Below are 25,564 nucleotides of genomic sequence, written 5' to 3' on the forward strand. Positions count from 1 at the left end.
GAAGTCGATCTACCCGGCGCACGACGGTGCGACGATCCACGAAAGAGTGAGACTGCCACCGCATCATGCCCCCGTCCTCACGTCAGAGAGTCACCGGCTGCGGCCCCCATGTGAACGGCAGGGCCGGAGCCCGGTCCGGCAGGAAGCCGTGGGCGCGGCGGGCGAGGGACTCGGCGTCGTAGCGGCGGACGGCGCGGTGCCAGTTGAGGATGCCGGACAGCCAGTTCCGCAGTTCGGCCACATAGCCCTCCATGGTCGCGCGGGCCTCGTCCGAGAGGTCGAAGTCCTCGTAGACCACGGGGAGTTCGTTCTTCGCCACGTGCTCGAACTGCTGCATGCGCTGGGTCATCAGATCGTGCACGACACCGAGGGCGGTCGGGTAGTCGCAGCCGAAGAAGGTCTGTACGACGAGGATGCCGTTGTGGACCTCGCCCTCGTACTCGATCTCCTTCTGGTACGAGAAGCAGTCGTTCAGGAGGCACGCGTAGTCCATGGCCGCGGTCTCCAGCGACCGGACCGGGCCGCTGCGGTACACCTCCGGTGGCACGGCGGGCCCGTGGCCCATGCGGCACAGGCGGAGCGTGAGGTCCGAGCCGAAGGTCGCGCGGCGCATCTCCAGGTAGTCGACCGGGTCCGGGACGCGGTTCTGGAGCTGGTTGGCCAGCTCCCACAGCCAGCTCTCGGTCATCACGTCCACCGCGGCCCTCATCTCGCGGCGGGCGTCCAGGGTCATCTCGGCCGTGGTGCGCCGCCAGAGGTCGACGAGACCGCGCTCCATGCCGCTCGCGGGCACGAGGGGCGGCTCGCCGTCGACGGGCATGCAAGCTGAGAGGCGTTCGGTGCACAGCTTGGCCGCAGCGAGGTCGCGACGGGCGCCGAAGACGAGCGGGTAGTAGTCGTCGGCGTACGTCCCCCAGGCCAGCCACTGGGAGCTGAGGTCGAGCGCCTCGGGGCTGCCGTCCGGGTCCAGGCCCGCGGAGCACAACGCCAGGTCGCTGGCGGCGAGCTTGTCCTCGTCCCAGACGCCCTCACTCAGCATGCCCATGCGGTGCATCCAGGGCACGAGTCGCTGCCGGGCCCCGTCCAGGCCGGGATTGAGGCGGACCTGGAACGGCATGAAGAAGTCGGGCAGCAGGGACGGGCCGACCTTCTGGAACGGCACGTGTGCGTGGGAGCGCAGCCGTTGCGCCGCGGCCTCGGCGAGCACCGCGCCCATGTCGGAGGCGGATGTGCCGAACCCTGCCCGGCGGATGAGGGCCGGGCCCGACAGCACCGCGCCACCGAGGTCCAGTGGCCCGCGCGTCACGCTGTCGTTCATGTACCGGCTGGACCGCATGTGCCATTCGTGGCCGCCCGACTGCCAGTCCTGCAGGCCCTTCGCGTACGCGGCGACGGCGGCGGTCTCCTGCGGGCTGAGCCCCTTCTCCAGGGCCAGCGCGGGGACTTCGGTGAGCGCCGTGTGCTCGAACTGGTGGAGCCGTGAGGTGAGGACGTCGTTGACGGTCTCGGCCGCTTCCTGGGTCGTACAGCCGAAGAAGGTCTCCAGGACGAGGACGCCGTTGCTGAGCTCGCCCTCGTCCTCCACTTCCCGCTGGTAGGAGAACAGGTCGTTGCGCAGGTGGACGGCGTCGGAGAACGTCTCCATCAGCACCCTGAGCGGCCTCGACCGTGCGACGGGCGCGGGCACTTCGGCGGTCGCGTACTCCACGAGGCCCGCCGACCAGGGGGCGCCGCCGACCTTGCGGCGCATCTCGATGTACTCGACGGGGTTGGCGATCCGCCCCTCGTTGATGTTGGACAGCTCCCACAGCGACTCGTTCAGCAGGTGTTCGGTGGCGACCGCGAAGCGCCGGCGCCAGTCCGCCGACATCGAGGGCACGGTGCGCGCCCACAGGTCCGCGAGGCCCGCCTCGACGGGGTTCTCCGGTTCGGGTACGGGCGTCGCGAGGTCCAGGGGCATGAACAGCGGAAGCCGGTCCAGGTAGGCCTTGCCGCCGGCGCGGTCCTGGCTGCGCTTGAAGGTCTCCAGGAAGTGGTCGTCGAAGAAGAACACCCACACGTACCAGTCGGTGATGAGCGAGAGTGCCGGGCCGTCGCAGTCGGGGTGCGTGTACGCGCACAACAGCCCGTAGTCGTGCGCCTCCAGGTCGGACTGTTCCCAGATGCCGGAGCCCTCCAGCATGCCCATGTTCCGCGCCCACGCGGTCGAGTGGGCGCGGGCCTCGTCCAGGTGCGGGTTCAGCCGCGCGGGGTACGGCATGTAGAAGTGCGGGAGTACGAAGGGCTGCGTCATGGCCGGGCCCTACCCGTGGCCCCCCACAAGCATCCACGGGGTGGCACATGATCACACCATCGCGTGAACGACGGCCAGAAGGGCGCCCGCGTGTCAGGGCCGTGCCCTCAGGGCCTCACTTGGATCAGCGCATGCGTGCCGCTCGTCCGCCAGCCCTGTCCCTCCGCGGCGACGAGGGCGGGCTCCGTACGCTCGTCGAGCCCGGTGATCACATCCGACTTGAGGGTGCGCAGGGCCGCCACCGGGCCGGGGAAGTACGCCGTCGGCGCCGCGAACGGGGTGGTCGGCGGCCACAGGCGGTCACCCACGAGACGACGGTAGTTGAGGTCGCCCTTCATGATCGTGAGGTCGGCCGCCGCGAACTGAGCGCGGAGATCGTCCGGCATGTCCGCGTACGGCAGGGGGCCGCAGGAGAAGGGGTGGGCGCGGACGGTGAGGCGGCCGTCGCTCAGGGCGGACCACAGGCTCCGGCCGACGGGGGCCTCGGCGGCCACCAGGTGGCGTACGGCGTCGACGACGTCGGCGGTCGTGGCGTCCGAGACGTAGTACGGGTACGGCTTGAGGTGCAGTACGGCCCGCTCGATACGGTCGTGCCGGAGGAGGTGCTCGGCGAGGAGCAGGTCGGGGATGAGTTCGCGGCCGGCGTTGTCGGCGACGACGACCAGCGTGCCCCCGGTCAGCAGCGGCCACAGCGACTCGCTGTCATCCGCCACGAGTTCGGGGGTGGCGGAGTTCTCGTCGCCCGCCTGGATGCGGAAGCCGAGGTCCGCCCGGTTGCCCCACAGCGAGCCGTGCAGCAGGGCCAGGAGCTGCTCCTCGGCGGGCAGGCCGTCCAGCCGGTCGAGCGCCGCGATCTCCTCTGCGGCCTGAGGGGTGTCGAGCTCGGCGAGCTTGAACGGGCGGAACGGATCGACGCCCTGCCAGGGGCCGGGGCCGAAGTAGCCGACGGCGCGCAGCAGCCTGCGGTAGAAGTAGCTCTCCGACCACAGGAACGGCACCTCGAACCAGGACCGGCCGGCGTACTCGTCCACGCCCCACGCCTCCCACCAGGCGTCACCGTCCAGGGGTTCGATCGCGCCGTCGACCGCGCTCTTCAGCAGCGCGTCCAGCGCCCGGTGCTGTTCGGGGCCGTACGGGAAGGCGTCCCGTACCTTGCGGATGAGCGCGGGGTGGCGTTCGGCCAGCACGCTGTGCGGGAAGGAGGCCGGATCGGCGCTGTCGATGACGGGGGCGTCAGGCATGGTCGGGGGCTCCTCCCTGGCGGACCGGGATGCCGTCAGGCAGGGCCACGTCCTTGGCCCGCGCATCGAGCCGCGTGCCGTAACCGGCTTCGGTCCACACGTACTTCTGATACTGCTCGGGGGTCAGGACACCCGGCCAGGGCGTGCTGTCGGCGTAGAACACCGACGCGCAGCCGGGGCAGTAGGACGCCGAGCGCGACAGCTCCTCGGCACGCGCCCGACCCGCCGCCACGACGCGGCGCTCCCGTGCCTCCCCGCGGATCACAGCGACCGTGCCGACGAGCAGCAGCACCGCAAGGAGCGAACCGCCGATCGTGTAGAGCGGCTTGTCGCCCTGCACTCCGCTGTACGCGAGGCCGGCGCCCACGCCGGTCATCAGCGCGCCCTCGACGAAGTGCAGCCAGGAGTCGCCGCGGGACGCCACCCCGGGCTCGCTCGCCAGCCGGTCGGACAGGCCGTCGCGCAGGGACGCCGGGTCGGCGCGGGTCTCCTGGACGGTACGGACCTCGGTTCCACCGCAGCCGGGACACTGCGCTCGGGCGGGCTCTGGGGCCCCCACACTCTCCATGCGCCTACGCTAACGGCCGGCCGGTGCCCGCTCGCATCGGCCGGCCGCTTCGTATGGGGGTGGCGGTCGGAAGGACTGGCCAGTCGGCTCAGAAAGTCCGGCTCAGAATGTCCGGCTCAGAAAGCCGGCTGGGGAAGTCCCCCTCAGAAGGTCAGCTTCCAGCTGTTGATGGTGCCGGTGTCCAGCGTGGCCGTGTCCTGGACGCGCAGCTTCCAGGTGCCGTTCGCGGTCTCGCTGGAGGCGTTGACCGTGTAGGTGGTGGTGACGTTGTCCGCGGAGTCCGAGCCGCTGGCGGACTTCAGGCGGTACGTCGAGCCGTCCGGGGCGACGAGGTCGATCACCAGGTCACCGCGGTAGGTGTGGGTGATGTCGACACCGACCTGGAGGGCCGAGGGCGCGTTGCCGCTGCGGCCGCTGACGGTGATCGGGGACTCGACGGCCGGGCCGTTGTCCGGGATGTCGACCGCGGAGGTGCTGGTGAAGGTGGTGCCCCCGGTGGAGCCGCCGCTCACCGCCTGGACCGTCTTGGCCGCGTCGGCGAGGCCGGCGCCGCAGCCGCCCGAGCAGGTGCCCGGCAGAGCACGCGCGTTGGTCTTGATCGTGGACTCGATCTGGGCGGGGGTCAGCGCGGTGTTCGCCGACTTCATCAGCGCGGCGAGGCCCGCGATGTGCGGGGCGGCCATGCTGGTGCCCTGGTAGTACGCGTACGTCTCGGAGGCCGGGCCCTGCGTGCCGGTGTTCAGCGTGGACAGGATGCCGTCGGCCGTGGTGGTCCTGGTCTCGCCGCCGGGGGCAGCGATGTCGACGACCGAGCCGTAGTTGGAGTAGTAGGCCTTGGAGCCGGAACGGCCGAGCGCGGCCACCGAGATGACGTTGGCGCAGCTCGCCGGCGAGTAGTTGGCCGCGTTGGCGTTGCTGTTGCCCGCCGCGACGACGACCGTGGTGCCACGGTTCACGGCGGCGTTGATGGCGCTCTGGGTCGCGGAGGTGCAGGAACCGCCGCCGCCGAGGCTCATGTTGATGACCTTGGCGACGTTGGTGTTGGCGGGAACTCCGGAGACCGAGCCGCCGGACGCCCAGGTGATGGCGTCGATGATGTCGGAGTCGTAGCCGCCGCACCTGCCGAGGACGCGCAGCGGGGAGATCTTCGCGTTGTACGCGATGCCCGCGACGCCCTTGTTGTTGTTCGTGACGGCGGCGATGGTGCCCGCGACGTGGGTGCCGTGCCAGGAGGAGGTGGTGGCCCCCCAGCCGCTGCCGCACTCGCCCGCGTTGGTCCAGTCACCCGGGTCGGCCGGGTTGCTGTCACGTCCGTTGCCGTCGCCCGCGACCGCGGTGTCGGCGATGAAGTCGTAGCCGCCGACCACGTTCGCGGCGAGGTCGGAGTGGGCGACGTAGCCGGTGTCGATGACGGCGACGGTCACCCCGCTGCCCGTGGCGATGTCCCAGGCGCCCGGCACCCGCATGCCCGCGGTGGACTCGAAGAGGTCCCACTGCTTGGCGTACTCGGTGTCGTTCGGGGTGGCCAGCGGCTTGTTGAGGCGGTCCGGTACGACGTAGGCGACCTGCGGGTCTGCCTGGTACTCGGCGATGACGGTGGAGACGTCCTTCGTGCTGAGCTCGTCACCGAGGTCGACGAGGGCGGCACCGGAGCCGAGGCGGCGCTGGAACCCGAGGTTCTCGCCGGCCTCCTTGCCCTTGGCCTCGGCGTCGGCGTCGGCGGCCTTGTCGGACGTGGCCTCGGCGGCGCCCGGCTTGTAGCCGACGATGAGCCGCTCGGCGGGGACGGAGGGCGCGGCCTCGGCGGGCCCGGCGAGGGCGGTGGCCGTGTCGGCGGCGGGAGTCGTCTTCCCGGCGGGCGTCTGGGCGGCGACGGTGGTGGTCATGCCGGCCACCAGGGCCGCGGAGACCGCCGCGACGGATATCAGCTTCCGTCTCATGGGACGGGAGGAGGAGATACGCAAGGGCTTGCCTTTCTTGGCCGGCTCCGGGCAGTTCCGGAGCGGCGGGGGAGTCGCTTCGTCGTCGAAGCGGCGGGGGGAGGAACGAGAAAGGTGCGGCGCTGGGGGGCCGGCCTGGCGCGAGCCGACCCCTTCGGGGTTACCTGTGGGTCAGCTGTGGCTGGAATATAGGCATCGCCCAGGTCATGTGAATACGGGGAAAACCCTCTACCGGACGGGGAACTCACCCTCGCCGCCCGCCACTTGGCCGGTTGGGTCCCCTTTGGTATGGGTTCCACCCCCTCGCCGCGGGCGGTGCGCGCCGCCCGCGACCGGCGTTGAACGGACGCGTCCGGTGGCTCGTACCAGTCGGTGCACCGCTCCTGCCGACCGGAGGGCCGGTGCACCGCCCCTGTCGACGGCCGAGGAGGGTCCACCGAATGGACCGGACGCATCGGATGCGCACGCACTCTCCGCACCGCGCCACCGTGAGCCGCGCCGCGCTCACAGCCGCTCTCACCGTCACGGCCCCGCTGCTGCTCACGACGTGGGCCGCCGCTCCGGCCGGGGCGCACGGCGCGCCGACGGACCCGGTGAGCCGGGTGTCGGCGTGCTCGCCGGAGGGCGGGGAGCGGGCGCGCTCTGCCGCGTGCGCGGCGGCCGTGGCCGCGAACGGGGCGCCGTTCACGGCCTGGGACAACCTGCGCGTGGCGGGCGTGAACGGTCGTGACCGGCAGCTGATCCCGGACGGGAAGCTGTGCAGCGCGGGCCTGCCCGCCTACCAGGGCCTCGACCTGGCCCGCGCGGACTGGCCCTCGACCCGCCTCTCCCCCGGCGCGAAGCTGGACCTCCGCTACCGCTCGACGATCCCGCACACCGGGACCTTCAAGCTGTACCTGACGAAGCCCGGGTACGACCCCGGCAAGCCGCTCAGCTGGTCCGACCTGCCCGCGAAGCCGTTCGCCGAGATCACGGACCCGCCGCTGACCGACGGTTCGTACCGCTTCTCGGCCAAGCTGCCGTACGACCGGTCCGGGCACCATGTGCTGTTCACGATCTGGCAGAACACCAGCACGGTGGACACGTACTACTCGTGCTCGGACGTGGTGTTCCCGAAAGCGGGTTCCACGGACGGGACGGATGCTCCGGGCGGCCCGGTGACGTCCGCGACGCGTGAACCGCGTCCGTCGATGTCGCTCATCGCGGGAGGCGGCGCCGCGGCGCTGGTGCTCGCCGCGGGCGCCGCCCTCGTGTCACGCCGGCTCAGGGGCCGGTGACCCGGTCCGGTGACTCAGTTGACGAAGACCGTCGCACCGCCCTGGGTGGTGTCGGTGACGGGCGTGTACTTGGCCGTGAAGTAGCCGGTGCTGAAGCACAGGGACGAGCCCGAGGTCCGTGTGAACGGCTGAGCGGTGAAGTTGATGCTGTTGTCGCCGTTGCTCGACGTGCCGCTGATGCTGGGCGCCTGGTAGACGCAGTTGATGCTGCCCAGCAGGGTCCGCAGGACGACGGTGGTCTGGATGACCGAGCCCGGGGCCGGGGTGACGGTGACGGCACCCGCCGAGGAAACGGCGGCCGTGTAGGGCAGGTTGTTGACCGTGACGCTGGTGACGCCGAGAACGCCGGTGACGTTGCTGGTGCAGCTGCCGAAGGTGTGCTCCTTGACCGACTCGGTGGCCGTGCCGGGCGCCGCCGGGTTGTCCTTGACGTCGGCCTTGAACGTGGACGCGGCGCAGGAGACGCCGCTCGTGCCGGTGGCGCTGGAGTAGAAGTTGGCGGTCGTGCCGGAGGCGAGCGACGCGCTGAGCTCGTCGCCGACCGCGACCGCGCCGCCGCCCGCGCTGCCCGTGGTCAGGACGGTGCCGGCGGCGGAGGCGGGGGTGACACCGGCCGCCAGCACGAGGGCGGTGGCGGTGCCGGCGAGGGCCATGAGGGACTTCGTACGCATGGGGGTGCCTCTTCTCGGAAGGAGGGCTGCGGGTGGGTGCGCGCGGAAAGAGGGCGCCGCGATGTGGCTCACCACTGGACGACCGGTCACGGTCCACGAGGGAGGGGAAGGGCGATCCGGCGCCACGGATCCGGCGGAAACCAGGGAGAGTTCTAGACCCGCTGGAGAGTCAACGTCAAGGCATGGAAAGGAAGTTGATTGAGCATCAGCTGGCTTCCCTGACGCAGCGTCAAGGCTACTTGCCTCAAAAATCCGTTGAACGCAGGACGAGAATCCTGAGGTGAGAGCGTTCCCGCCTTCACAGGCAGGTCACAACCAACATCCTTTTGCCACAAGTGCCTTGACCCTTGAATGTAACCACGGGTAACTTCCTGGAAGGCTACTGCGGCGTAGCAATCAAGCGCCGCCACCGCTGTCCGCGCCAGGACAACGTGCCGTTCGCTTTCCCGCCCACCGCGTTGACAGTGCCCAGGGAGCAGACATGGCCTCACCCTCGGACGCCACGGCGTCCCACGACTCCACCCCCGGGAGACCCGGAAGGCGCGGGCGGGTCCGCCTGCGCCGCGCCGCCGTGATGGCGGTGCCGGCCACGGCGCTCACCGCGGCCCTGATGATCCTCACCGCCGAGGGTGCCCTCGGGGTGCAGTTCGCCATCTCCGGCATGCCGTTCGTGGTCACCGCCGACAAGCTCGAAGGCGAGGGCTTCGCACAGTACGGATCGCTGGACGAGATGATCCCGGACAGCCCCAACCAGGGCGACACCGGCGGCCAGGTCCTCGTCGTCACCTCGGTGGTGAAGAACGGCAAGCTGAACAACCTCTGCCAGAGCGTCGACCTCGGCGGCATCAAGCTCGTCCTCACCGCCGGCGGCGGGTCCACTCCGGTGAGCGTGCGCAACCTCGCCATCGACTCCGACGAGATCAAGGGCGACGCCGCGTTCACCAACATCGAGATCGGCCGCGACTCCAGCACCTTCGACAAGGTCGACCAGAAGGGCCCCAAGGGCGTCTACGGCCAGCAGGCGGACAAGGTCGTCATCACCGACCTGTACCAGCACAACTACGCCGCCACCGCCGCCGTCTTCAAACTGCCCGACCTGCGCATGTGGTTCGGCGACAAGGGCTGCCCGCGGTGAACCGCTTCCGCGAGTGGAGGGGGCAGCGGCCCTTCGCCGGCGGGCTGCTGCTCACTCTGGGGGGCGCCGAGATCCTGGTGACCATGAAGGCACCCCTCCCGGTCATCCTGCACATCGGCATGCAGGGGCTCGCCGGGTACCTGATACCCGGCGTGATGATCGTCTGCGGGCTGCTGATCCTGTTCAACCCCTCGCAGCGGCTGTTCTACTCGATCATCGGTGTGCTGCTCTCGGTCGGCAGCTGGCTCACCTCCAACATCGGAGGGTTCCTGATCGGGCTGGTGCTCGGCGTGACCGGCAGCGTGCTGGCCTTCGGCTGGCTCCCGGACCAGGAACCCCGCGAGAAGCGGAGTGGCAGGCGGCGGTGGGCCCGGACGGCAGAACGCCCGACCATTGGTCCGTACCAAAGTATTGACTGACCCTCACCTCACTCCTTAAATCAAGAGGCGACGCCTTCACCCCCCACTCCGGCCGGCTGGTCCGTGCGCCCGGCCGCCGTATGGAAGGACGAGCCGTGGCCTCCCAACGCCTGCTCCGCAGATGCCTGTTCGCCGCCCTGTCCGCCGTACTGGTCGCGTCTGCCACGAGCGGCGCGGCGCACGCGGATCCGCGGGACGCCTCCCCCACCGCCGCGACCGCCGCCGCGGTGGTCTTCTCCGACACCTTCGACGGTGCCGCCGGTTCCGCGGTCGACTCGTCGAAGTGGCAGATCGAGACGGGCGACAACGTCAACAACCACGAGCGGCAGTACTACACCTCGGGCACCAAGAACGCGGCCCTGGACGGCCAGGGCCACCTGGTGATCACCGCGCGGAAGGAAAACCCGGCGAACTACCAGTGCTGGTACGGCACCTGCCAGTACACCTCGGCCCGGCTGAACACCTCCGGGAAGTTCACCGCGCAGTACGGGCACGTCGAGGCCCGGATGAAGATCCCGCGCGGGCAGGGCATGTGGCCCGCGTTCTGGATGCTGGGCACACCGGTCAACTGGCCCGACTCGGGGGAGATCGACGTCATGGAGAACGTCGGCTACGAGCCCTCCACCGTGCACGGCACCATCCACGGCCCCGGCTACTCGGGCTCCGGGGGCATCGGCGCGGCCTACTCGCTGCCGGGCGGCCAGGCCTTCGCGGACGCCTTCCACACCTTCGCGGTGGACTGGGCGCCCGACTCGATCACCTGGTCCGTGGACGGCAACGTCTACCAGCGGCGCACACCGGCCGACCTCGGTGGGAAGACATGGGTGTTCAACAAGCCGTTCTTCCTGATCCTGAACCTGGCCGTGGGCGGTTACTGGCCGGGGGACCCGGACGGCTCCACCTCGTTCCCCCAGCAGTTGGTGGTGGACTCCGTGTCGGTGACGACCGGCAGCACCTCCCCCGGAGCGGCGATCAGGGGCCTGGCAGGCAAGTGCGTCGACGTCGCCGGGGCGAGCTCCGCCAATGGGACCCCGGTACAGCTCTACGACTGCAATGGCAGTGCGGCCCAGCAGTGGACCGTGGGCTCCGACGGCACGATCCGCGCCCTCGGCAAGTGCCTGGACGTGACCGACAACGGCACCGCCGACGGCTCCACCGTCCAGCTCTGGGACTGCACCGGCGGCCCCAACCAGAAGTGGGCCGTCAGCGGGGCGAACGACATCGTCAATCCACAGGCCGACAAGTGCCTCGACGTGACCGGCAACAACGCGGCCAACGGCACCCGGCTGCAGATCTGGACCTGCTCGGGCGGCGCCAACCAGAAGTGGACGATCGGCTGACCCCGCCCGCGACGCCGGGCTGATCCGAACGAACAGCCCCTGGGCCGGCCCGGAGCGTGGGTTCAGAGCGGGGGTTCAGAGCGCGGGGCGGACCGTGAGCGCCGCCGACAGCGCCGCGTGGAGGTGGGCCGGGTCGGTGCACTCGCGGCCGTACGCCACGGGGACATGCCAGTACAGGCCGGGACCCTTCGTACGGCGCGAGGGCGGGACGGCCACATGGCTGCCGTGGCCCAGCACCTGGACCTCCGGGAGGTGCCAGTCGGCCGCCTCACCGGGCGGGACCAGCCAGTACAGGATGTCGCCGTAGCCGTCCCTGATGACCGCGCCGGTCTCGTCGCCGAGGACGCCGAGCGCCCGGACACCCGCCGCGAACGGCACACGCACCGCGTCCCACCAGCAGCCGGCGGCCAGGGTGCGCACCTCGGAGCCATGGGGGGACATCCATCGCGGAACCCTGCGGACTGTCATCACGCTCACCGGCCTTACTGAGTGTGCTCCGAGCGTAGGGAACACCTGGGGCCGACGGCTTGTCGCTGCGCGCACGGGAGTTGTCGGTGCGCGCACGGAGGTTTCCTGGCGTACGCAGCGCTCACAGGCGCCCTCCTCGACGTAACTACTGTGGCGTAGGGTGACGGGCCGTACCGACGCTCCGACTGCCCGGGAGGCCCCGATGGGACACCCAACCCCCTTACTGATAGACGCCACCGGCCGTGACATCCAAGGTGAAGCCGCCCGGATACGCGCGAGGGGCCCGCTGACCCGCGTGGAGCTCCCCGGCGAGGTCGAGGCGTGGTCGGTCAGCAGCCCCGAACTGCTGAAGAGGCTGCTCACCGACCCGAGGGTGTCCAAGGACGCGCGACAGCACTGGCCCCGGTTCATCGACGGCCTGATCACCCCGGAGTGGCCGCTGTTCACCTGGGTCGCCGTCCACAACATGTTCACCGCGTACGGCGGCGACCACAAACGCCTGCGCACCCTGGTGTCCAAGGCCTTCACCGCACGCCGAACGGCCGCGCTGAAGCCGCGCATCGAGCAGATCACGAAGGAGCTCCTCGACGGCATCGCGGAGGCCGGGCGCGGCGCCGAACGCGTCGATCTGCGCGAGGCGTTGTGCTACCCGCTGCCGATCCGCGTGATCAGCGAACTGTTCGGCCTGCGCGAGGAGAACAGCGCGGAGCTGCGGAAGCTGGTGGACCGCATCTTCGACACCTCCGCCGAACCGGGCGAGATGACCGCCGCCTACGAGCGGCTGTACGCCGTGCTGGGCGAACTCGTCGCCTCCAAGCGGCAGTCACCCGGCGACGACCTCACCACCGGACTGATCACGGCCCGCGACGAGGAGGGCGACACCCGGCTCAGCGAGCAGGAGCTGCTGGACACGCTGGTGCTGATGATCAGCGCGGGGCACGAGACCACCGTCAACCTCCTGGACAACGCGATCCACGCGCTGCTCACCCACCCCGAGCAGCTCGCGCACGTGCGGTCGGGCCGGGCCTCCTGGGACGACGTGGTGGAGGAGACGCTGCGCCGTGACGCCCCCGTCGCCAGCCTGCCGCTGCGGTACGCCGTGGAGGACATCGACCTCGGTGAACTCGGCGGCCCCGAGGGGACGGTGATCAGCAAGGGCGAACCGATCGTGGCCGCGTACGCGGCCGCCGGGCGCCACCCCGAGCTGCACGGTGCGGACGCGGACGTCTTCGACGTCACCCGGGCCGACAAGGAACACCTGGCCTTCGGGTACGGCGTCCACCACTGCCTGGGCGCACCGCTGGGCCGTATGGAGGCCAGGGTCGCCCTGCCCGCCCTGTTCGAACGGTTCCCCGACCTCGAACTCGCTGCGGACGAGGCAGAGTTGGGTCACGTGGAGTCCTTCATCTCCAACGGTCACCGCCGCCTGCCGGTACGCCTCGGCTGACGGCGCGAGCCGTACGGGAGGGTCACTCCCCGCGCCACCACGCCAGCAGCCGGGCCCAGCCGCTCTTCGGGCGGCCGGGCTCGGCCGTGGGGAGTGCGTACTGCGCGCCCGGCCCGTACGGTCCCGCCGCCGGGCCGCTCCGGGGTGCCGGTGCCGCGTCCGCGGCCGGTGTGGTGACAGTGGTCGGCGGGAAGGTGACCGGCAGTGCGGCGAGCGCCCGGTGGAAGGGGCCGGGACGCCACTCCAACTCATCGACCGGGACGGTCAGTTCGAGGTCCGGCAGCCGGTCGAGGAGCTTCTCCACCGCCACCGCCGCGATCAGCCGGGCCTCGCTCTGTGCCGGGCACTTGTGCGGGCCGGCGCTCCACGCCAGGTGCGCCCGGTTGCCCGCCCGCTGATCGGAGGACAGGGCGGGGTCGGTGTTGGCGGCGGCGAGGCTGATGACGAGGGGATCGCCCGCCTTGAGCAGCGTGCCCTCGTACACGACGTCGTGCTTCGGGTAGTGCACCGCGTAGTTGGCCATCGGCGGATCGGTCCAGAGCACCTCGTCGAGGGCGTCCTCCACCGGCATGCTGCCCCCGGAGAGGCTGCCCGCGAACCGGTCGTCGGACAGCAGCAGCCGCAGACCGTTGGCGATCAGGTTCTGCTGCGGCTCGGTGCCCGCGCCCATGAGCACGACGAGGCTGTGGACCATCTCGTCGTCCGCGAGCTCCGCCGGATGCGCCAGCAGCCAGGACGTCACGTCGTGGCCGGGGCGGGCCCGCTTCAGCTCGACCAGTTCGATCAGCGTGGTCGTCAGCAGTTCGTTGGCCTTCTCGGCGTCCACTCCGTCGAAGATCCCGGACATGCCCTCGACCAGCCGGACCCCGTAGTCGGCGGGGCAGCCGAAGAGGTGGTTGAACACGAGCAGCGGCAGGACCTGCGCGTACTCACCGAGCAGGTCCGCCTCCCCCGCCGACGCGAACCGGTCGATGAGCGTGTCGGCACTGCGCTCCACATAGCCGCGCAACATGCTCGGCTCGACGCGGGCCAGGCTGTCGGTGATGGCGCCGCGCAGCCGCCGGTGCTCCTCGCCGTCGGTGAACAGGGCGTTGGGCCGGTACATCATCATCGGCACGACCGGGCTGTCCATGGGGACGGTGCCGTCGGCGAGGTCGTTCCAGCGGCGGGGGTCCTTGGCGAAGGTCTCCGGGGTGCGCAGCACATGCAGGGCGGCGGCGTACGACGTGACGAGCCTGGCCCGCACACCGGGCGCGAGCTCGACGGGCGCGGTCGGTCCCTTCTTGCGCAGCCGGCGGTAGACGGCGCCGGGATCGGAGGCGAACTCGGGGCCGTACATGGGCTCGTGGGCCGGGCAGCCCGGGGGCGGTACGGGTGGTACGGAGGTCACGCGTGCTCCAGTGTGCCGGTGCGGCCGATCAGATACTCGACGAGGGCGATGAGCGCCCGCGTGGACGACTCCTGGTCACGGGCGTCGCAGCGGACGAGCGGGGTCTCGGGCAGCAGGTCGAGGGCCTCGCGCACCTCGTCCAGCTCGAACAGGGGCGCGCCGTCGAAGTGGTTGACGGCGACCGCGTACGGCAGCCCCAGCTCCTCCAGGACGCCCATGACCTCGAAGGACTGGTCGAGCCGACGGGTGTCGGCGAGGACGAGCGCGCCGAGGGCGCCGCGGGTCATGTCCTGCCACAGCTGCGTGAAGCGCTGCTGGCCGGGTGTGCCGAACAGGTACAGCACGAGGCGGTCGCTGAGGGTGAGCCGGCCGAAGTCGAGGGCGACCGTGGTGGTCGTCTTGTCGCGGGTACCGGCCAGGTCGTCGACCAGGGCGCCCGCCCGGGTCATGACCTCCTCGGTGCGCAGCGGCCGGATCTCGGAGAGCGACCCGACGAACGTGGTCTTGCCGACGGCGAAGTGACCGACGACCAGCAGCTTGACCGCGGTCTTCACGGTGGGCAGCAGATAGACGTCGGACGTGGCGTCAGAGGCGGGCGCGGAGCCCATCGAGGACCTCCTCCAGGATGCGGATGTCGAACGCCGGGTTCGCCGGGACGTAGGGAGCGCGGGTGACGAGATGGCCGCTGTCCATGAGGTCGGCGACCAGCACCTTGGTGACGCTGACCGGCAGCACCAGGTGCCCGGCCACCTCGGCGATGGACAGGGCGCCGGGCCGGCACAGCTCCACCACCCGGCGCTTCTCCGGACTGAGACCGGTCAGCGGCAGGTCTTCCCCGGTGACCACCATCGTGACCAGGTCCAGGGTGTTGCGGGACGGGAAGGCGCGGCCGTCCGTGACGACGTACGACCGCACCAGTCGCTCCGGAGGGCGGCGCCGGGGGGTCATGCCGGGCTGCCGGTGTCCAGTCGGGCCGGGATGGTCAACTGCTGGCCGAGCCGGTCGACCAGCTTGTGCATGCGGTAGGTCACGGCTTCCATGTCCACGTGCTCGCTGGTGGAGACCGCGAGGTAGGCGCCCTCTCCGGCGGCTATGAGGAAGACGAAGCCGTGCCCGAACTCGATCAGTGTCTGCCGCCACGGGGTGTCCGGGGTTCCGCAGAACTCGGCCGTGCTCCGGCTGATGGACTGCAACCCGGCGAGCCCCGCCGCGAACCGTTCGGCGTCGTCCCGGTCGATGTGGGCGGAGTGGGCGCGCAGCATACCGTCGGCGGAGAGCAGGATCGCGTGCCGCGCCTCGGGCACCTTGAGCACCTCGTCGAGCATCCAGCCCAGCTCGTTGGTCGTGGGCTCGATCATGCGTGGGGGGTCCCTTCATCGTGGTGGTGCGTCGCCTGCGTGGCTTGGTGCGGGGCGGGGTCGTCCCGTACGGCGCCGGAGTCGCGGTCCCGCTCCGGCTCGGGTTCGCTGCCGAGGACTTCCCACACGGGCTCGTAGCGCGGGGTTTCCGGCGCGGACTCCGCCGCGGAGGCGCGGCGTATGGCTCCGAGAGCGGCCTCGAACCGGTCCGTCTCCCCGTCGCGCCGGTCCGTCTCCCCGTCGCGCTCGTCGTCCGCGGCTGTGGGCGTGTCCTCAGCGGGTACGACGCTCCGGGTGCCCTCACGCACGGACTCGTGGGCCTCCGTCTCCGGGGCGGGCCGTCCGGGCTCCTCCGGCGCTTCCCCCCGCGGGGCCTCGCCGGCCGTCCGTTCTCCTCGTTCTCCTCGTTCTCCCCACTCTCCCGTTCCCGCTCCCGCCTCGCGGCCGAAGCGGGTGCCGCGGGCGAAGGCGCCCATGATGCGGGCGTTCTCCTCGGGCGAGCGGGTGGGGGCGTCCTCCGCCGGGGCGGAGGCGGGTGCGGACGCGGTGGTGGCCGGCTTCGACGGGGTGCGACGGCGCCGCTTCGGCAGACCGCCCACCGTCGTGCCCTCGGGTTCCGTCCGGTGCGGGGCGGGGTCGGTCACGGGCTCCGGCTCGGGCTCGGGAGCGGGTGCGGGCGTCCGGCGCGCGGGCGTCTCGACGACCGCCGGCTCCGGGGCCGGGGACTTCGCATGGGTCAGCAGGGCCGACGGCACGAACACCACGGCGCGGACACCGCCGTACGGCGACCGTGTGTCGACGGAGACGCTGAAGCCGTAACGCCGGGCGAGCACGCCGATGACGGAGAAGCCGAACTGGGGCGGGTCGTCGAGGCGGGTCACGTCCACCGAGCGCCGCCCGCTCAGCAACTCGCCCGCCCGCTCGACCGCCTGCCCGTCCATGCCGACGCCGGCGTCGTCGATGACCACGCAGGCGCCGTTGTGCACGGCCTGGACGTTGACCTCGACGTGGGTGCCCGGCTGGGAGTGGCGGGCCGCGTTGTCGAGGAGTTCGGCGACGGCGAGGACGACGGGCTCCACCGCGCGGCTCTCGACGGCGAGGTCGACCTGGCCGGTGACGCGGACGCGCCGGTAGTCGCGGATGCGGGACGTCGCGCCGCGGACGACCTCGACCAGCGGTGAGGTCGCCCGCTGGCGTCCCGGCCAGGAGCCGCACAGCACGGCGATGGCCTGGGCGCGGCGGCCGAACTGGGCGTTGGTGTGGTCGATCTCCATCAGGTCGCGCAGCACGTCGGGACGGTCGTGCCGCTCCTGCATCTCGGAGATGGACACCTGCTGTTCGTTGGCGAGGGCCTGGATGGAGCGCATCGACGCCTTCAGCGCGGCCTTCGCGGACTGGTCGGCGCGTGCCTGCGCGTGCTCCACGGCGCCGGTGAAGCGGGCCAGGATCTCTTCGAGACCCTTCGCGAACTCCGTGTCGGCCAGCCGGGCGTCGAGGGGGCCGGGGGCGCGCTGGTGCGGGGAGTCCGCGAGGGCGGGCAGGCGGACCGTGACCATGTGTCGCAGTTCCTCGTCCCGTGCGCGCAGTCCGTTCGCGAGGTCCGCGCTGCGTCGGCGCTGCCGACGGGTGATCCCGTACTGACGCAGCAGAAGCACGGCAGCGGCCAGCAACAGCGCGGCCAGGCCCCAGGTCACCGCCTCCGGCATGGGCTCGGTCATGAGGTACACAAGTCCTTACGTCACGTGCATAATGCGCCACGTCCTCACGTCGCCGCGGGCGCGCGTGAGTGGGCGGAGCGCCTGATGATACTTTCACGCCGGCGTGCACACTTTCCCTCACGCGCAGGGGAGTTGCCCTGAGGCGCACAGGTGGTGCACGCGGAGCGAGGACGGCGCGCGGTGCTCAACTCCGGCATATGCCCTGGCTGATGGTCGCCCATGGCAACCGGTGGCCCACTAGGGTTCCCCGCAGTAACAGCCGGTGCCCCGCGAACGGAAAGCGTCGCCCGGCCGTACAGAAGAGCATGGACGACACCGTCGGGACCCGTCACCGCGAAGGAGGTTCGTTGTCCGCGGGAAGCTACACCGTCGAGTCGCTGACCACAGGACAGGTGGAATCGCACGAACGCGCCGACTTCTGGAGCGAGCACATCGGGGCGTACCACTCCCGGATGGGCTTCAGGTACGCCCGCCCCGACGACTTCCACGGCGAGACGATCCGCCAGCTCACCGGGGCCTACCAACTCGTCAGGTTCGCCTCGGACGAGGTGGAGTACAGCCGGACCCCGCGTCAGGTGCGGCACGATCCGGACGAGGACTACCGTCTGCTGCTCCCCGTGCGCGGGGAGATCGTGCTGCGGCAGAACGGCCAGGAGGCCCGGCTCACCCCGGGGACGGGTGCGCTGGTCACGTTCGGGGCGCCCTTCGTGTGCCTGCAGGGCGCGGACATCCAGGCGTTCATCCTCACCATCCCGGCCCGTGAGGTGGACGGCCCGCTGAACCGGAAGTCGCCGGTGGCGACCGGCTTCGACCTGACCCGGGGCCTGGGCCGGATCGTGCGCTCCATGCTGGGCGACCTGCACGAGGAGCGCGACCGTCTCACCGACCCGCAGTTCAACGCCGTCTCCGACCGCATCGTCGAACTGGTCTGCATGCTCACCGCCGGCGACGACCGCCCCGACGCGCCCGGCCACCTGGGCGAGGTCGAGGCCATGGTCCGCCGCTATGTGCGCGAGCACGCCGGTGACCCGGGGCTCACGGGTACGTCGATGGCGCACGCCCTGGGCTGGTCGCTGCGCCAGATACAACTCGCCCTGCAACGTGCGGGGACCACGCCCCGCGACCTGATCCGCGAGGAGCGCCTGCGGCTGGTCCGTGACCGCCTTCAGTGCGCGGAGTGCGAACACATGACGATCACGGACCTGGCCCATGCCTCGGGCTTCTCCTCGGCCAGCACGCTGAGCACGGCGTTCCGCCAGCGGTACGGCGTGAGCCCGCGTGAGATGCGGTACCGGTCCCGCTGACGCCGGGCCCACTGCGGGCCGACTCCGCGGCTCCGCCGCGTGGGTGCGACCAGCCGACCAGCCACAAGGAACCGGAGCAGCCACCCACGGCCCGCGCTCCGAGGATTCCGTTTTCCCCGATCCGGAACGCTGGTCAACCGGCCCCGGACACCACCGGCCCCGTCCCACGGATGAGCCACGCATCCGCCGGTCCGCCGCGCGCCCGGCCCGGAGTCCCGGTGAACCGTCGCATGTCCGGTCCGGACAACTGGCGTTGCGTTGTACACCGATATTCGGACACCCGGCGCCACGGGGATGCGCACAGCGAACTCCGTGCCCTCACCACCGGAATCGGCCAAGCGGACCCGGTGAAGCCAGGTGCGGTCCGGCAGCGCCCCCTGCGGGTTCGTCGCGCTGCACCTGGCCTTCCCCGGAGCCGTTCAGCCGGGGAACGCCCCCGCGATCCCGTTCGTGCCGAGGCGCTCGAAGCGTTCCTGGACGTTGGCGGCGAACGCCTGCTGCTCGCTGCCGGGGTAGGCCTGCCCGGTGATGTTCATGGCCACGGTCAGGACACCGCTGATGGGAGCGCCCGGCGAGGTGCGCACCGGGGTGCACAGGAAGCTGAACTCCTGCGGCTGCGGGTAGTCGTACGTGGCGATCTGGGCGCGGCCGAGTGTGGCGGGCCGGCCGGTGTGGAAGGCGTCGTCCATCGCGTTGAAGACCCCGATGGACTCCAGGCCCGGCAGCGCCATCCTGCCCGGACTGAACTGCGGGACCATGCCGAAGGCCTGGCCCTGCTTGCCGTTGGCGTACCGCAGCAGATGGTTCGGGCCCTCGGTGAGCATGATGGGGAAGGGGGCGCCGTCGAAGACCGCGAAGAGTTCCTGCTGCTGGGCGAGCAGGCTGTCGCGCAGCTTGAAGTCGGTGACCAGGGTCTCCGTGAGCTCCTGCATGTGCTCGCGTATTCGGCGATCCCAGATGCGGGGCTTGGTGTCGGCCACACACACGGTGCCCAGGACCATGCCCGTGTTGTCGCGCAGCGGGGTGCCCAGGTACGAGCGCACGCCCAGGTCGTTGACCAGCGGGTTGCCCTTGAAGCGCGGGTAGTCGAAGACGTCGTCCAGGGCGAGCTGGGAGCCCTGGGCCACCACGTGCGGGCAGAAGCCGTAGTCGCCGGGGGCCTCACGGGAGAGGTTGCTCAGGTCGAAGGCGATGCCGCCGTTACCGGGGTCCGCCTTGTCGTCGGGCGATGCGGTGGGCACGTACATGCCGCGGAACATCTGCCGCTCGTCGTTGATGAAGTTCACCATGGCCAGCGGGGCCTGGGTGAAGCTGGCCGCGAGCCGGGCGATGCGGTCGAAGGTGGCTTCCGCGTCGACGTTGTTGAGGCCGAGAACCTGCAGTCGCAGCTTGCGCTGATCACCCGCGAGGCGCGCCTGCTCGGATGTGGTCAGGGGATCCATGAGGTCAGATGAAAGCAGAATATACGACTCCGCGGATCACCCCACCCGTTATTTTCCGTCTCACTTGGCTCATCATCAACACTTGAGCGGTCGAGACGACGCGGTCCCCGCACCCGCTTGAGCACCGGCGGGCCCGCCCGGCCCGGCTGCCTCATGCGCATGACCAATCTCAGAGTCTGTCCAAATATTTGCAGGTTTCAACCTCGGGCGATCAGTTCCCGCCAATCCTTGAGCGGCAAACGAGCGGAAACGGTTTTGCGTACGACAATCGTGCGGTGGGCCGATTTTCGACGATCGCCCGTACGGCGCGCTGGGGAGAGAGGGCTTGGGTCGGTGGGGCAAGAGCGGTTCGACACGCGGGCACCACGACGGGAGTGTGGGCGGGAACACCCTGGCGTCCTGGGCGGTTTCACGCCAAGATCCACTGAGCGCACAGTGTCACGGTGCACTATCCGGAGCGGTCGGCCGCCGTTCCGGTTATGCACAGGCCACGCACCGAGCTGCACGGCGGAGACTCCGGTCGACGAGGTCCGGGAACTCGCCTCACACTCATAACCCGTTCCCACCCGCCCGCAGCCGGGGACCCCGGTGGCGAAGCGGACGTCAAGCGCGCCATCACACACGCTCATCGACGAAGCAGTGAAGGAGAGTTCCGTTGAAGAGGTCGGACGTGGACTCACGGTCCGTGGCAGTGGTCGGTATGGCCTGCCGACTCCCGGGTGCGTCCGGGGCCGATGAACTGTGGGCCCTGCTGCGCAACGGTAGCGACGTCACGAGCGAAACCCCGCCGGAACGTTACGATGTCGACGCTCTGTTCGATCCCCATCCCGGCCCCGGCAAGCTCGCCAGCCGACGCGCCGGGTACGTGGACGCCGCCGACTTCGACGCCGAGTTCTTCGGCATGTCCGGGGCGGAGGCGGTCGAGCTCGACCCCCAGCAGCGGCTGTTGCTGATGACCGCCTGGGAGGCGCTGGAGGACGCGGGCCAGCGGCCCGACCAGCTGGCCGGCAGCCGAACCGGGGTGTTCGTGGGCAACGCACGGGCGGACTATCTGGAGCTGGCTCTCCGGCAGGGGCCGGAGGGGGTGACGGCTGCCCACCTCCACAACTTCCGCTCGCTGCTGGCCGCCCGGCTGTCCCACTTCTTCGACCTTCGCGGGCCCAGCGTCGTCGTCGACACGGCGTGCTCATCGTCGCTGACCGCCGTTCACCAGGCGGTGCAGAGTCTGCGGGCCAGGGAGTCCCCCATCGCCCTGGTGGCCGGAGTGAACATCAAGATACGCCCCGATGAAGGTCTGGTGATGACCGCGGCCGGGGGAATGTCGGCCGACGGCCGCAGCCGGTTCGGGGACGCGGCAGCCGACGGGCACGCGCCGAGCGACGCGGTCGGCGTCGTCGTACTGAAGCCGCTCAACTCCGCCCTCGCCGACGGGGACCGCATCCGCGCCGTCATCCAGGGCAGCGCCATCGGCAACGACGGCCGCACCAGCGACTCGGTGCTCAACTCCTCGCTCGCCGGGCAGCTGGAGGTGCTGCGCTGGGCGTACGAGGACGCCGCACTGGACCCGGCCGAGGTGGACTACGTGGAGGCGCACGGCTCCGGCTCCCCCTCCTTCGACCCGCTGGAGCTCACCGCGCTGGGTGAGGTGCTGGGCCGGGGGCGGCCGACCAACCGGCCGCTCCTGGTGGGATCGGTGAAGACCAACATCGGGCACGCGGAGGCCGCCGGCGGTCTGGCCGGGCTGATCAAGACGGTGCTGTGCCTGGAGCACGGAAAGGTGCCGGCCAGCCTCCACCTCAGCACCCCGAACCCCAAGGTCCCCTGGGACAGGCTGCCGCTGGCGATACCCGGCGCGCTCTGCAAGCTGCCCGACCGCGGGCGGCCGGCCCTCGCGGGCGTCTCCGGACAGGGCTCCTCGGCGCTCAACGCCCATGTGGTCCTGCGCCAGGCGGACGCCCCCAGGTCCCGTGTGAGGGACGCCAAGCCGGGCACACCGTACGTGCTCCCGCTCTCCGCCCGCACGCCCGCCGCCCTCGACGCGCTGGCCCGCAGGTACGCCGAGTACCTCTCCCCCACCGGACCCGGCTGGGCCCACTCGGTGCGGGACATCTGCTTCAGCGCGGCCACTCGCCGCCAGCACCACGAGCACCGGATGGCCGTCGTCGGCGCCACCCACGAGGAGCTGGTCGCCGCGCTCACCGGGGTGCCGGGCGCGGGCGGCGATTCCGTGCTCGCCGCCCAGTACCGCAGGGGCGAGTACGTGGACTGGAACCGGGAGTTCAAGAAGGGCGGCAACTACGTGCCGCTCCCCCTGTATCCCTGGCAGACAAAACGGTACTGGCCGGGCGAGGGGACCTCCACCGAGGACGGCGACCTGACCTCATGGGTGCTGCGTGAGCACGCCCGCACCGGTTTCGACGACGGCTCCACGCTCACCGAGATCGGCATCGACTCCCTCGCGAAGCTGCGCATCGTCGTCGAGCTGACGAAACGGTCCAACCAGGAGGTCGACCCCGAGGAGTTCGGTCGGCTGCGCACGGTCGGCGAACTACGCGAGTGGACCCGGGCTCTGGAGGCCGCGGCGCGATGACTGATCCGCAGATCCGGACCTCCGAGGCCGCACAGAGCACGGCCGGGGCGGTGAGCCACCCGGCGACCCTCTACGACTGGTTCGCCCGGTCCGCCGACGAGTTCGGAGACTCGGTGGTCGCCCTGGAGGTCGACGGCGAGGAGTTCACCTACGCGCGGCTGCGTGATCTCGCGGAGCGGATCGCGGGGCGGCTGGTCACGGCGGGGGCCGGTGCCCCGCCGCGACGGGTCGGGCTGATGGCGAGCCGGTCGGTGGTCTCGTACGCGGGCTACCTGGCGATCCTGCGGGCCGGCGCGACCGTCGTCGTGCTCAATCCGGAGCATCCGGCGGGGCGGACCGCCGACATCGTACGGGCGGCGGAGCTGGACCTCGTGCTCACGGACACGCCCGGAAACAATCCGGCCATTCCTCAGCTTGTCCTGGTGCCGAGTGAGTTGGGGGACCTGGCCGCCGAGCCCACGCCCGACATCGAGCACCCACGGGTCGCTCCGGACGATCTCGCGTACATCATCTTCACGTCCGGCTCGACCGGTGCGCCGAAGGGCGTGCCGATCACCCACCGCAACATCTCGGCCAATCTCAGTCATGTGGCCTCCCGTTACGGCATCGGGCCGGGCAGCCGCCTCTCGCAGGCCTTCGAGCTCACCTTCGACGGCTCGGTGCACGACCTGTTCGTCACCTGGGCCGGTGGGGGCACGCTGGTGGTACCGGCGCGCAGCCAGCTCCTGTCCCCGGTGAAGACCGTCAACACCCTGCGGCTCACCCACTGGTTCTCGGTGCCGTCCCTGATCACCTTCGCCTCCCGGCTGGGCACCCTGAAGCCGGGCAGCATGCCGACGCTGCGGTGGAGCATCTTCGGCGGTGAGCCCCTCACGCTGGCGGCGGCCCGTGAGTGGCGGGAGGCCGCACCGGACAGCGCCCTCGAAGTGCTGTACGGACCGACCGAGCTGACCATCTCCTGCACGGGCTACCGCTTCCCCGCGGACCTCGCCGACTGGCCCGAGACCCCCAACGGCACGGCACCGATCGGCAGCTGCTTCCCGACGCTGGACTTCCTGCTGCTGGACGAGGACGGCAAGCCCTCCGACGACGGCGAGCTGTGCATGCGCGGCCCGCAGCGGTTCCCCGGCTACCTCGACCCGGCGAACAACCCCGGCCGCTTCGTCGACCTCGACGCGACGGGCCGCCCGGCCGAGGGGCACTGGTACCGCACGGGGGACCACGTGGCCCTCAAGGACGGCCTGCTGATCCACCTCGGGCGCACCGACCAGCAGGTGAAGATCCGCGGCCACCGCATCGAGCTCGGGGAGATCGAGGCGATGCTGCGCGAACAGGACGGTGTGCGGGACGCGATCGTCCTCGCGGTTCCCGCCCCCGACGGCGAGCCGGAGCTGGAGGCCGTGGTCAGCGGTCCCGGCTGCGACACCGACGCACTGTTCACGGGCCTGCGTGACCGGCTGCCGCCGTACATGCTGCCCCGCCGGATCTCCGTCCTCGACGCGCTGCCCCTCAACGTCAACGGCAAGATCGACCGCAGGGCCCTGATCACGGAACTCTCCCGCTCCCGCTGAACCTCCGCCCCCTCACACCTCCCCCAACCCCCCCCACATCCTCTCCAACCGCTCAATTCAATACCGCAAGTGAGGCACCCACATGTTCGACGCCATCGTGGTCGGGGCGCGCTGCGCCGGGGCCCCCACCGCCATGCTGCTGGCCCGTGCGGGACACCGGGTCCTCCTGCTCGACAAGGGAGCCTTCGGCTCCGACACCCTCTCCACCCATCTCATCCACCAGCCGGGCATCGCGACCCTCGCCCGCTGGAACCTGCTCGACACGCTGCGCGCCACCGGCTGCCCGCCCCTTGAGCGGGTGTCGTACGAGGTGGCGGACATACGGCTCGAAGGATGTGCCCGGGGTGTCGAGGGCCAGCGCGCCGCGTACGCCCCCCGGCGCCGCGTCCTGGACGCCGTCCTGGTCGAGGCAGCCATCGCGGCCGGCGCCGAGTACCGCGAGAAGTGCCAGGTGACCGGCCTGCTGCACGACGACAGCGGGCGGGTCGTCGGCGTCGAGGGCAGGCACGGCGGGCGGCCCTTCAGCGAGCGCGCCCACCTGGTCGTAGGCGCCGACGGCATGCGCTCCACGGTCGCCGACCTCGTGAAGGCGCCGTACACAGTCGAGGACCCTCGACTGACCTGCGCGTACTACACGTACTTCACCGACGTGCCGGCCACCATGGAGCTGCACGAACGAGCCGGGGCCTGGGTGGCGGCGGTGGCCACCCACGACGACGCGACGCTGGTCCTCACCTACTTCCCGCAGTCCCGCTTCGACGAGGTCCGCGCGGACGCGTTCGGCGCCTACCTGGAGCAGATCCGCACCACCGCGCCCGGACTGTACGAGCGTCTGGACGGCAAGCAGCCGGTCGAACGGCTGCGCGGCACGGGCGACCAGCAGAACTTCTTCCGGCAGGCGTCCGGTCGCGGCTGGGTGCTGGTCGGCGACTCGGGTCATCACAAGGACTCCATCACCGCACGCGGAATCAGCGACGCGTTCATACAAGTAGAATCTTTTGTGAAACATGCAGGTCCAGTTCTGGGAAGCAGTCCGGAACGGCTCGACGCCGCGCTGGAGGAGTACGCCAAGGAGCGCGACAACACCCTCACGGCGGGCTACGAGGCCACGCTGGGGGTCGCTCAACTGGATCCGCACGAACAGCGGTTGTCGCTGTTGAGGGCGGTGCAGCAGGATGCCGAACTGACCTCGATCTACTTCGACACGGTGGCCGGGATCGGTTCGGCCGGCGCACTATACACCCCAAAACTTCTGGCACTTTTGTGATTTCCGTCAACTGGTGTGAATGCGCTGGAAGTTGTGGTCAGGCGGATGCTGACGGTGAGCCGAGGGCCTGGTACGGTTCACCCGGCCGCTGACATATGCCCAGCCCTTGTCAAGGCGGCACGCGC

Annotated in this window: 20 protein-coding genes and 1 pseudogene; 9 read left to right on the forward strand and 12 right to left on the reverse strand. The window is 70.7% G+C overall.

The window, feature by feature from the left end:
* Nucleotides 1-82: 82 nt before the first annotated feature.
* The 4 genes from cyc2 to IE262_RS33900 form a co-directional block, all read right to left on the reverse strand.
* Nucleotides 83-2,293 carry a germacradienol/geosmin synthase Cyc2 gene (gene cyc2 / locus IE262_RS33885; protein WP_189879138.1) on the reverse strand — a complete coding sequence of 737 codons (2,211 nt, stop codon included), beginning with the start codon at nt 2,291-2,293 and terminating at the stop codon, nt 83-85.
* A 107-nt stretch (nt 2,294-2,400) separates the two neighbouring features.
* Complete coding sequence (locus IE262_RS33890; protein ID WP_134028635.1) at nt 2,401-3,534, reverse strand: damage-control phosphatase ARMT1 family protein; 1,134 nt, start codon at nt 3,532-3,534, stop codon at nt 2,401-2,403.
* Entirely contained in the window at nt 3,527-4,102 is a 576-nt protein-coding gene (locus IE262_RS33895; RefSeq protein WP_134028637.1) for a hypothetical protein, read from the reverse strand. Before IE262_RS33895 ends, IE262_RS33890 begins: the two co-directional genes overlap by 8 nt.
* A 143-nt stretch (nt 4,103-4,245) precedes the next feature.
* Nucleotides 4,246-6,042 carry a S8 family peptidase gene (locus tag IE262_RS33900; RefSeq protein ID WP_229877758.1) on the reverse strand — a complete coding sequence of 599 codons (1,797 nt, stop codon included), beginning with the start codon at nt 6,040-6,042 and terminating at the stop codon, nt 4,246-4,248.
* 440 nt (nt 6,043-6,482) lie between these two features.
* On the opposite strand from IE262_RS33900, the gene IE262_RS33905 reads away from it, so the two are divergent.
* Complete coding sequence (locus tag IE262_RS33905) at nt 6,483-7,319, forward strand: lytic polysaccharide monooxygenase (RefSeq protein ID WP_134028641.1); 837 nt, start codon at nt 6,483-6,485, stop codon at nt 7,317-7,319.
* A 14-nt stretch (nt 7,320-7,333) separates the two neighbouring features.
* On the opposite strand, the gene IE262_RS33910 is transcribed toward IE262_RS33905, so the two are convergent.
* On the reverse strand, nt 7,334-7,990 hold the full coding sequence (locus tag IE262_RS33910) for a Tat pathway signal sequence domain protein (protein WP_134028643.1): 657 nt from the start codon (nt 7,988-7,990) through the stop codon (nt 7,334-7,336).
* A gap of 481 nt (nt 7,991-8,471) precedes the next feature.
* Between IE262_RS33910 and IE262_RS33915 the strand changes: the two genes are divergently transcribed.
* The 3 genes from IE262_RS33915 (at nt 8,472) to IE262_RS33925 (ending at nt 10,884) form a co-directional block, all read left to right on the forward strand.
* Nucleotides 8,472-9,125, forward strand: coding sequence for a DUF6230 family protein (locus IE262_RS33915; protein ID WP_134028645.1), 654 nt, complete (start codon nt 8,472-8,474; stop codon nt 9,123-9,125).
* On the forward strand, nt 9,122-9,544 hold the full coding sequence (locus IE262_RS33920) for a DUF6114 domain-containing protein (RefSeq protein ID WP_134028647.1): 423 nt from the start codon (nt 9,122-9,124) through the stop codon (nt 9,542-9,544). Before IE262_RS33915 ends, IE262_RS33920 begins: the two co-directional genes overlap by 4 nt.
* Nucleotides 9,545-9,639: 95 nt before the next feature.
* Nucleotides 9,640-10,884, forward strand: a complete 1,245-nt coding sequence (locus tag IE262_RS33925; protein ID WP_134028649.1) for a lectin — start codon at nt 9,640-9,642, stop codon at nt 10,882-10,884.
* Nucleotides 10,885-10,959: 75 nt separating this feature from the next.
* On the opposite strand, the gene IE262_RS33930 is transcribed toward IE262_RS33925, so the two are convergent.
* Nucleotides 10,960-11,325 (reverse strand): hypothetical protein, encoded by a 366-nt coding sequence (locus IE262_RS33930; RefSeq protein ID WP_229877761.1) that lies wholly within the window; start codon nt 11,323-11,325, stop codon nt 10,960-10,962.
* A 229-nt stretch (nt 11,326-11,554) separates the two neighbouring features.
* Between IE262_RS33930 and IE262_RS33935 the strand changes: the two genes are divergently transcribed.
* Nucleotides 11,555-12,799 (forward strand): cytochrome P450 family protein, encoded by a 1,245-nt coding sequence (locus IE262_RS33935; protein ID WP_189879142.1) that lies wholly within the window; start codon nt 11,555-11,557, stop codon nt 12,797-12,799.
* A gap of 22 nt (nt 12,800-12,821) precedes the next feature.
* Here IE262_RS33935 and IE262_RS33940 read toward each other — a convergent pair whose 3' ends face one another.
* The 5 genes and pseudogenes from IE262_RS33940 to IE262_RS33960 all read right to left on the reverse strand — a co-directional run.
* Nucleotides 12,822-14,138, reverse strand: a complete 1,317-nt coding sequence (locus IE262_RS33940) for a cytochrome P450 (RefSeq protein WP_189879245.1) — start codon at nt 14,136-14,138, stop codon at nt 12,822-12,824.
* Nucleotides 14,139-14,185: 47 nt separating this feature from the next.
* Complete coding sequence (locus tag IE262_RS33945; protein ID WP_189879144.1) at nt 14,186-14,797, reverse strand: GTP-binding protein; 612 nt, start codon at nt 14,795-14,797, stop codon at nt 14,186-14,188.
* Complete coding sequence (locus tag IE262_RS33950) at nt 14,775-15,137, reverse strand: DUF742 domain-containing protein (protein ID WP_134028655.1); 363 nt, start codon at nt 15,135-15,137, stop codon at nt 14,775-14,777. The genes IE262_RS33945 and IE262_RS33950 overlap by 23 nt, the downstream gene beginning before the upstream one ends.
* Nucleotides 15,134-15,547: a roadblock/LC7 domain-containing protein gene (locus tag IE262_RS33955; protein WP_134028657.1), complete on the reverse strand. Its 414-nt coding sequence runs from the start codon at nt 15,545-15,547 to the stop codon at nt 15,134-15,136. The genes IE262_RS33950 and IE262_RS33955 overlap by 4 nt, the downstream gene beginning before the upstream one ends.
* Nucleotides 15,548-15,978: 431 nt before the next feature.
* Nucleotides 15,979-17,265 (reverse strand): annotated as a pseudogene (locus IE262_RS33960) (ATP-binding protein); the annotation flags it as partial.
* 347 nt (nt 17,266-17,612) lie between these two features.
* Here IE262_RS33960 and IE262_RS33965 point away from each other — a divergent pair.
* Nucleotides 17,613-18,569: an AraC family transcriptional regulator gene (locus tag IE262_RS33965; RefSeq protein ID WP_134028661.1), complete on the forward strand. Its 957-nt coding sequence runs from the start codon at nt 17,613-17,615 to the stop codon at nt 18,567-18,569.
* Nucleotides 18,570-18,988: 419 nt separating this feature from the next.
* Here IE262_RS33965 and IE262_RS33970 read toward each other — a convergent pair whose 3' ends face one another.
* Nucleotides 18,989-20,011, reverse strand: coding sequence for a GAF domain-containing protein (locus tag IE262_RS33970; protein ID WP_134028663.1), 1,023 nt, complete (start codon nt 20,009-20,011; stop codon nt 18,989-18,991).
* 655 nt (nt 20,012-20,666) lie between these two features.
* Here IE262_RS33970 and IE262_RS33975 point away from each other — a divergent pair.
* The 3 genes from IE262_RS33975 (at nt 20,667) to IE262_RS33985 (ending at nt 25,439) form a co-directional block, all read left to right on the forward strand.
* Nucleotides 20,667-22,601, forward strand: a complete 1,935-nt coding sequence (locus IE262_RS33975; RefSeq protein WP_189879149.1) for a type I polyketide synthase — start codon at nt 20,667-20,669, stop codon at nt 22,599-22,601.
* Nucleotides 22,598-24,172 (forward strand): amino acid adenylation domain-containing protein, encoded by a 1,575-nt coding sequence (locus IE262_RS33980; RefSeq protein ID WP_189879151.1) that lies wholly within the window; start codon nt 22,598-22,600, stop codon nt 24,170-24,172. Before IE262_RS33975 ends, IE262_RS33980 begins: the two co-directional genes overlap by 4 nt.
* 82 nt (nt 24,173-24,254) lie before the next feature.
* Nucleotides 24,255-25,439 (forward strand): NAD(P)/FAD-dependent oxidoreductase, encoded by a 1,185-nt coding sequence (locus tag IE262_RS33985; RefSeq protein WP_189879153.1) that lies wholly within the window; start codon nt 24,255-24,257, stop codon nt 25,437-25,439.
* Nucleotides 25,440-25,564 lie beyond the last annotated feature (125 nt).

Origin of the sequence: Streptomyces bluensis (assembly GCF_014650715.1) — a bacterium.
GTDB classification, from domain to species: domain Bacteria; phylum Actinomycetota; class Actinomycetes; order Streptomycetales; family Streptomycetaceae; genus Streptomyces; species Streptomyces bluensis.

Coding starts and splice junctions, on each gene's coding strand:
- cyc2 (WP_189879138.1), bottom strand. CDS start 2,293: ATGACGCAGCCCTTCGTACTCCCGCACTTCTACATGCCGTACCCCGCG.
- IE262_RS33890 (WP_134028635.1), bottom strand. CDS start 3,534: ATGCCTGACGCCCCCGTCATCGACAGCGCCGATCCGGCCTCCTTCCCG.
- IE262_RS33895 (WP_134028637.1), bottom strand. CDS start 4,102: ATGGAGAGTGTGGGGGCCCCAGAGCCCGCCCGAGCGCAGTGTCCCGGC.
- IE262_RS33900 (WP_229877758.1), bottom strand. CDS start 6,042: ATGAGACGGAAGCTGATATCCGTCGCGGCGGTCTCCGCGGCCCTGGTG.
- IE262_RS33905 (WP_134028641.1), top strand. CDS start 6,483: ATGGACCGGACGCATCGGATGCGCACGCACTCTCCGCACCGCGCCACC.
- IE262_RS33910 (WP_134028643.1), bottom strand. CDS start 7,990: ATGCGTACGAAGTCCCTCATGGCCCTCGCCGGCACCGCCACCGCCCTC.
- IE262_RS33915 (WP_134028645.1), top strand. CDS start 8,472: ATGGCCTCACCCTCGGACGCCACGGCGTCCCACGACTCCACCCCCGGG.
- IE262_RS33930 (WP_229877761.1), bottom strand. CDS start 11,325: ATGTCCCCCCATGGCTCCGAGGTGCGCACCCTGGCCGCCGGCTGCTGG.
- IE262_RS33935 (WP_189879142.1), top strand. CDS start 11,555: ATGGGACACCCAACCCCCTTACTGATAGACGCCACCGGCCGTGACATC.
- IE262_RS33940 (WP_189879245.1), bottom strand. CDS start 14,138: ATGTACGGCCCCGAGTTCGCCTCCGATCCCGGCGCCGTCTACCGCCGG.
- IE262_RS33945 (WP_189879144.1), bottom strand. CDS start 14,797: ATGGGCTCCGCGCCCGCCTCTGACGCCACGTCCGACGTCTATCTGCTG.
- IE262_RS33950 (WP_134028655.1), bottom strand. CDS start 15,137: ATGACCCCCCGGCGCCGCCCTCCGGAGCGACTGGTGCGGTCGTACGTC.
- IE262_RS33955 (WP_134028657.1), bottom strand. CDS start 15,547: ATGATCGAGCCCACGACCAACGAGCTGGGCTGGATGCTCGACGAGGTG.
- IE262_RS33970 (WP_134028663.1), bottom strand. CDS start 20,011: ATGGATCCCCTGACCACATCCGAGCAGGCGCGCCTCGCGGGTGATCAG.
- IE262_RS33980 (WP_189879151.1), top strand. CDS start 22,598: ATGACTGATCCGCAGATCCGGACCTCCGAGGCCGCACAGAGCACGGCC.
- IE262_RS33985 (WP_189879153.1), top strand. CDS start 24,255: ATGTTCGACGCCATCGTGGTCGGGGCGCGCTGCGCCGGGGCCCCCACC.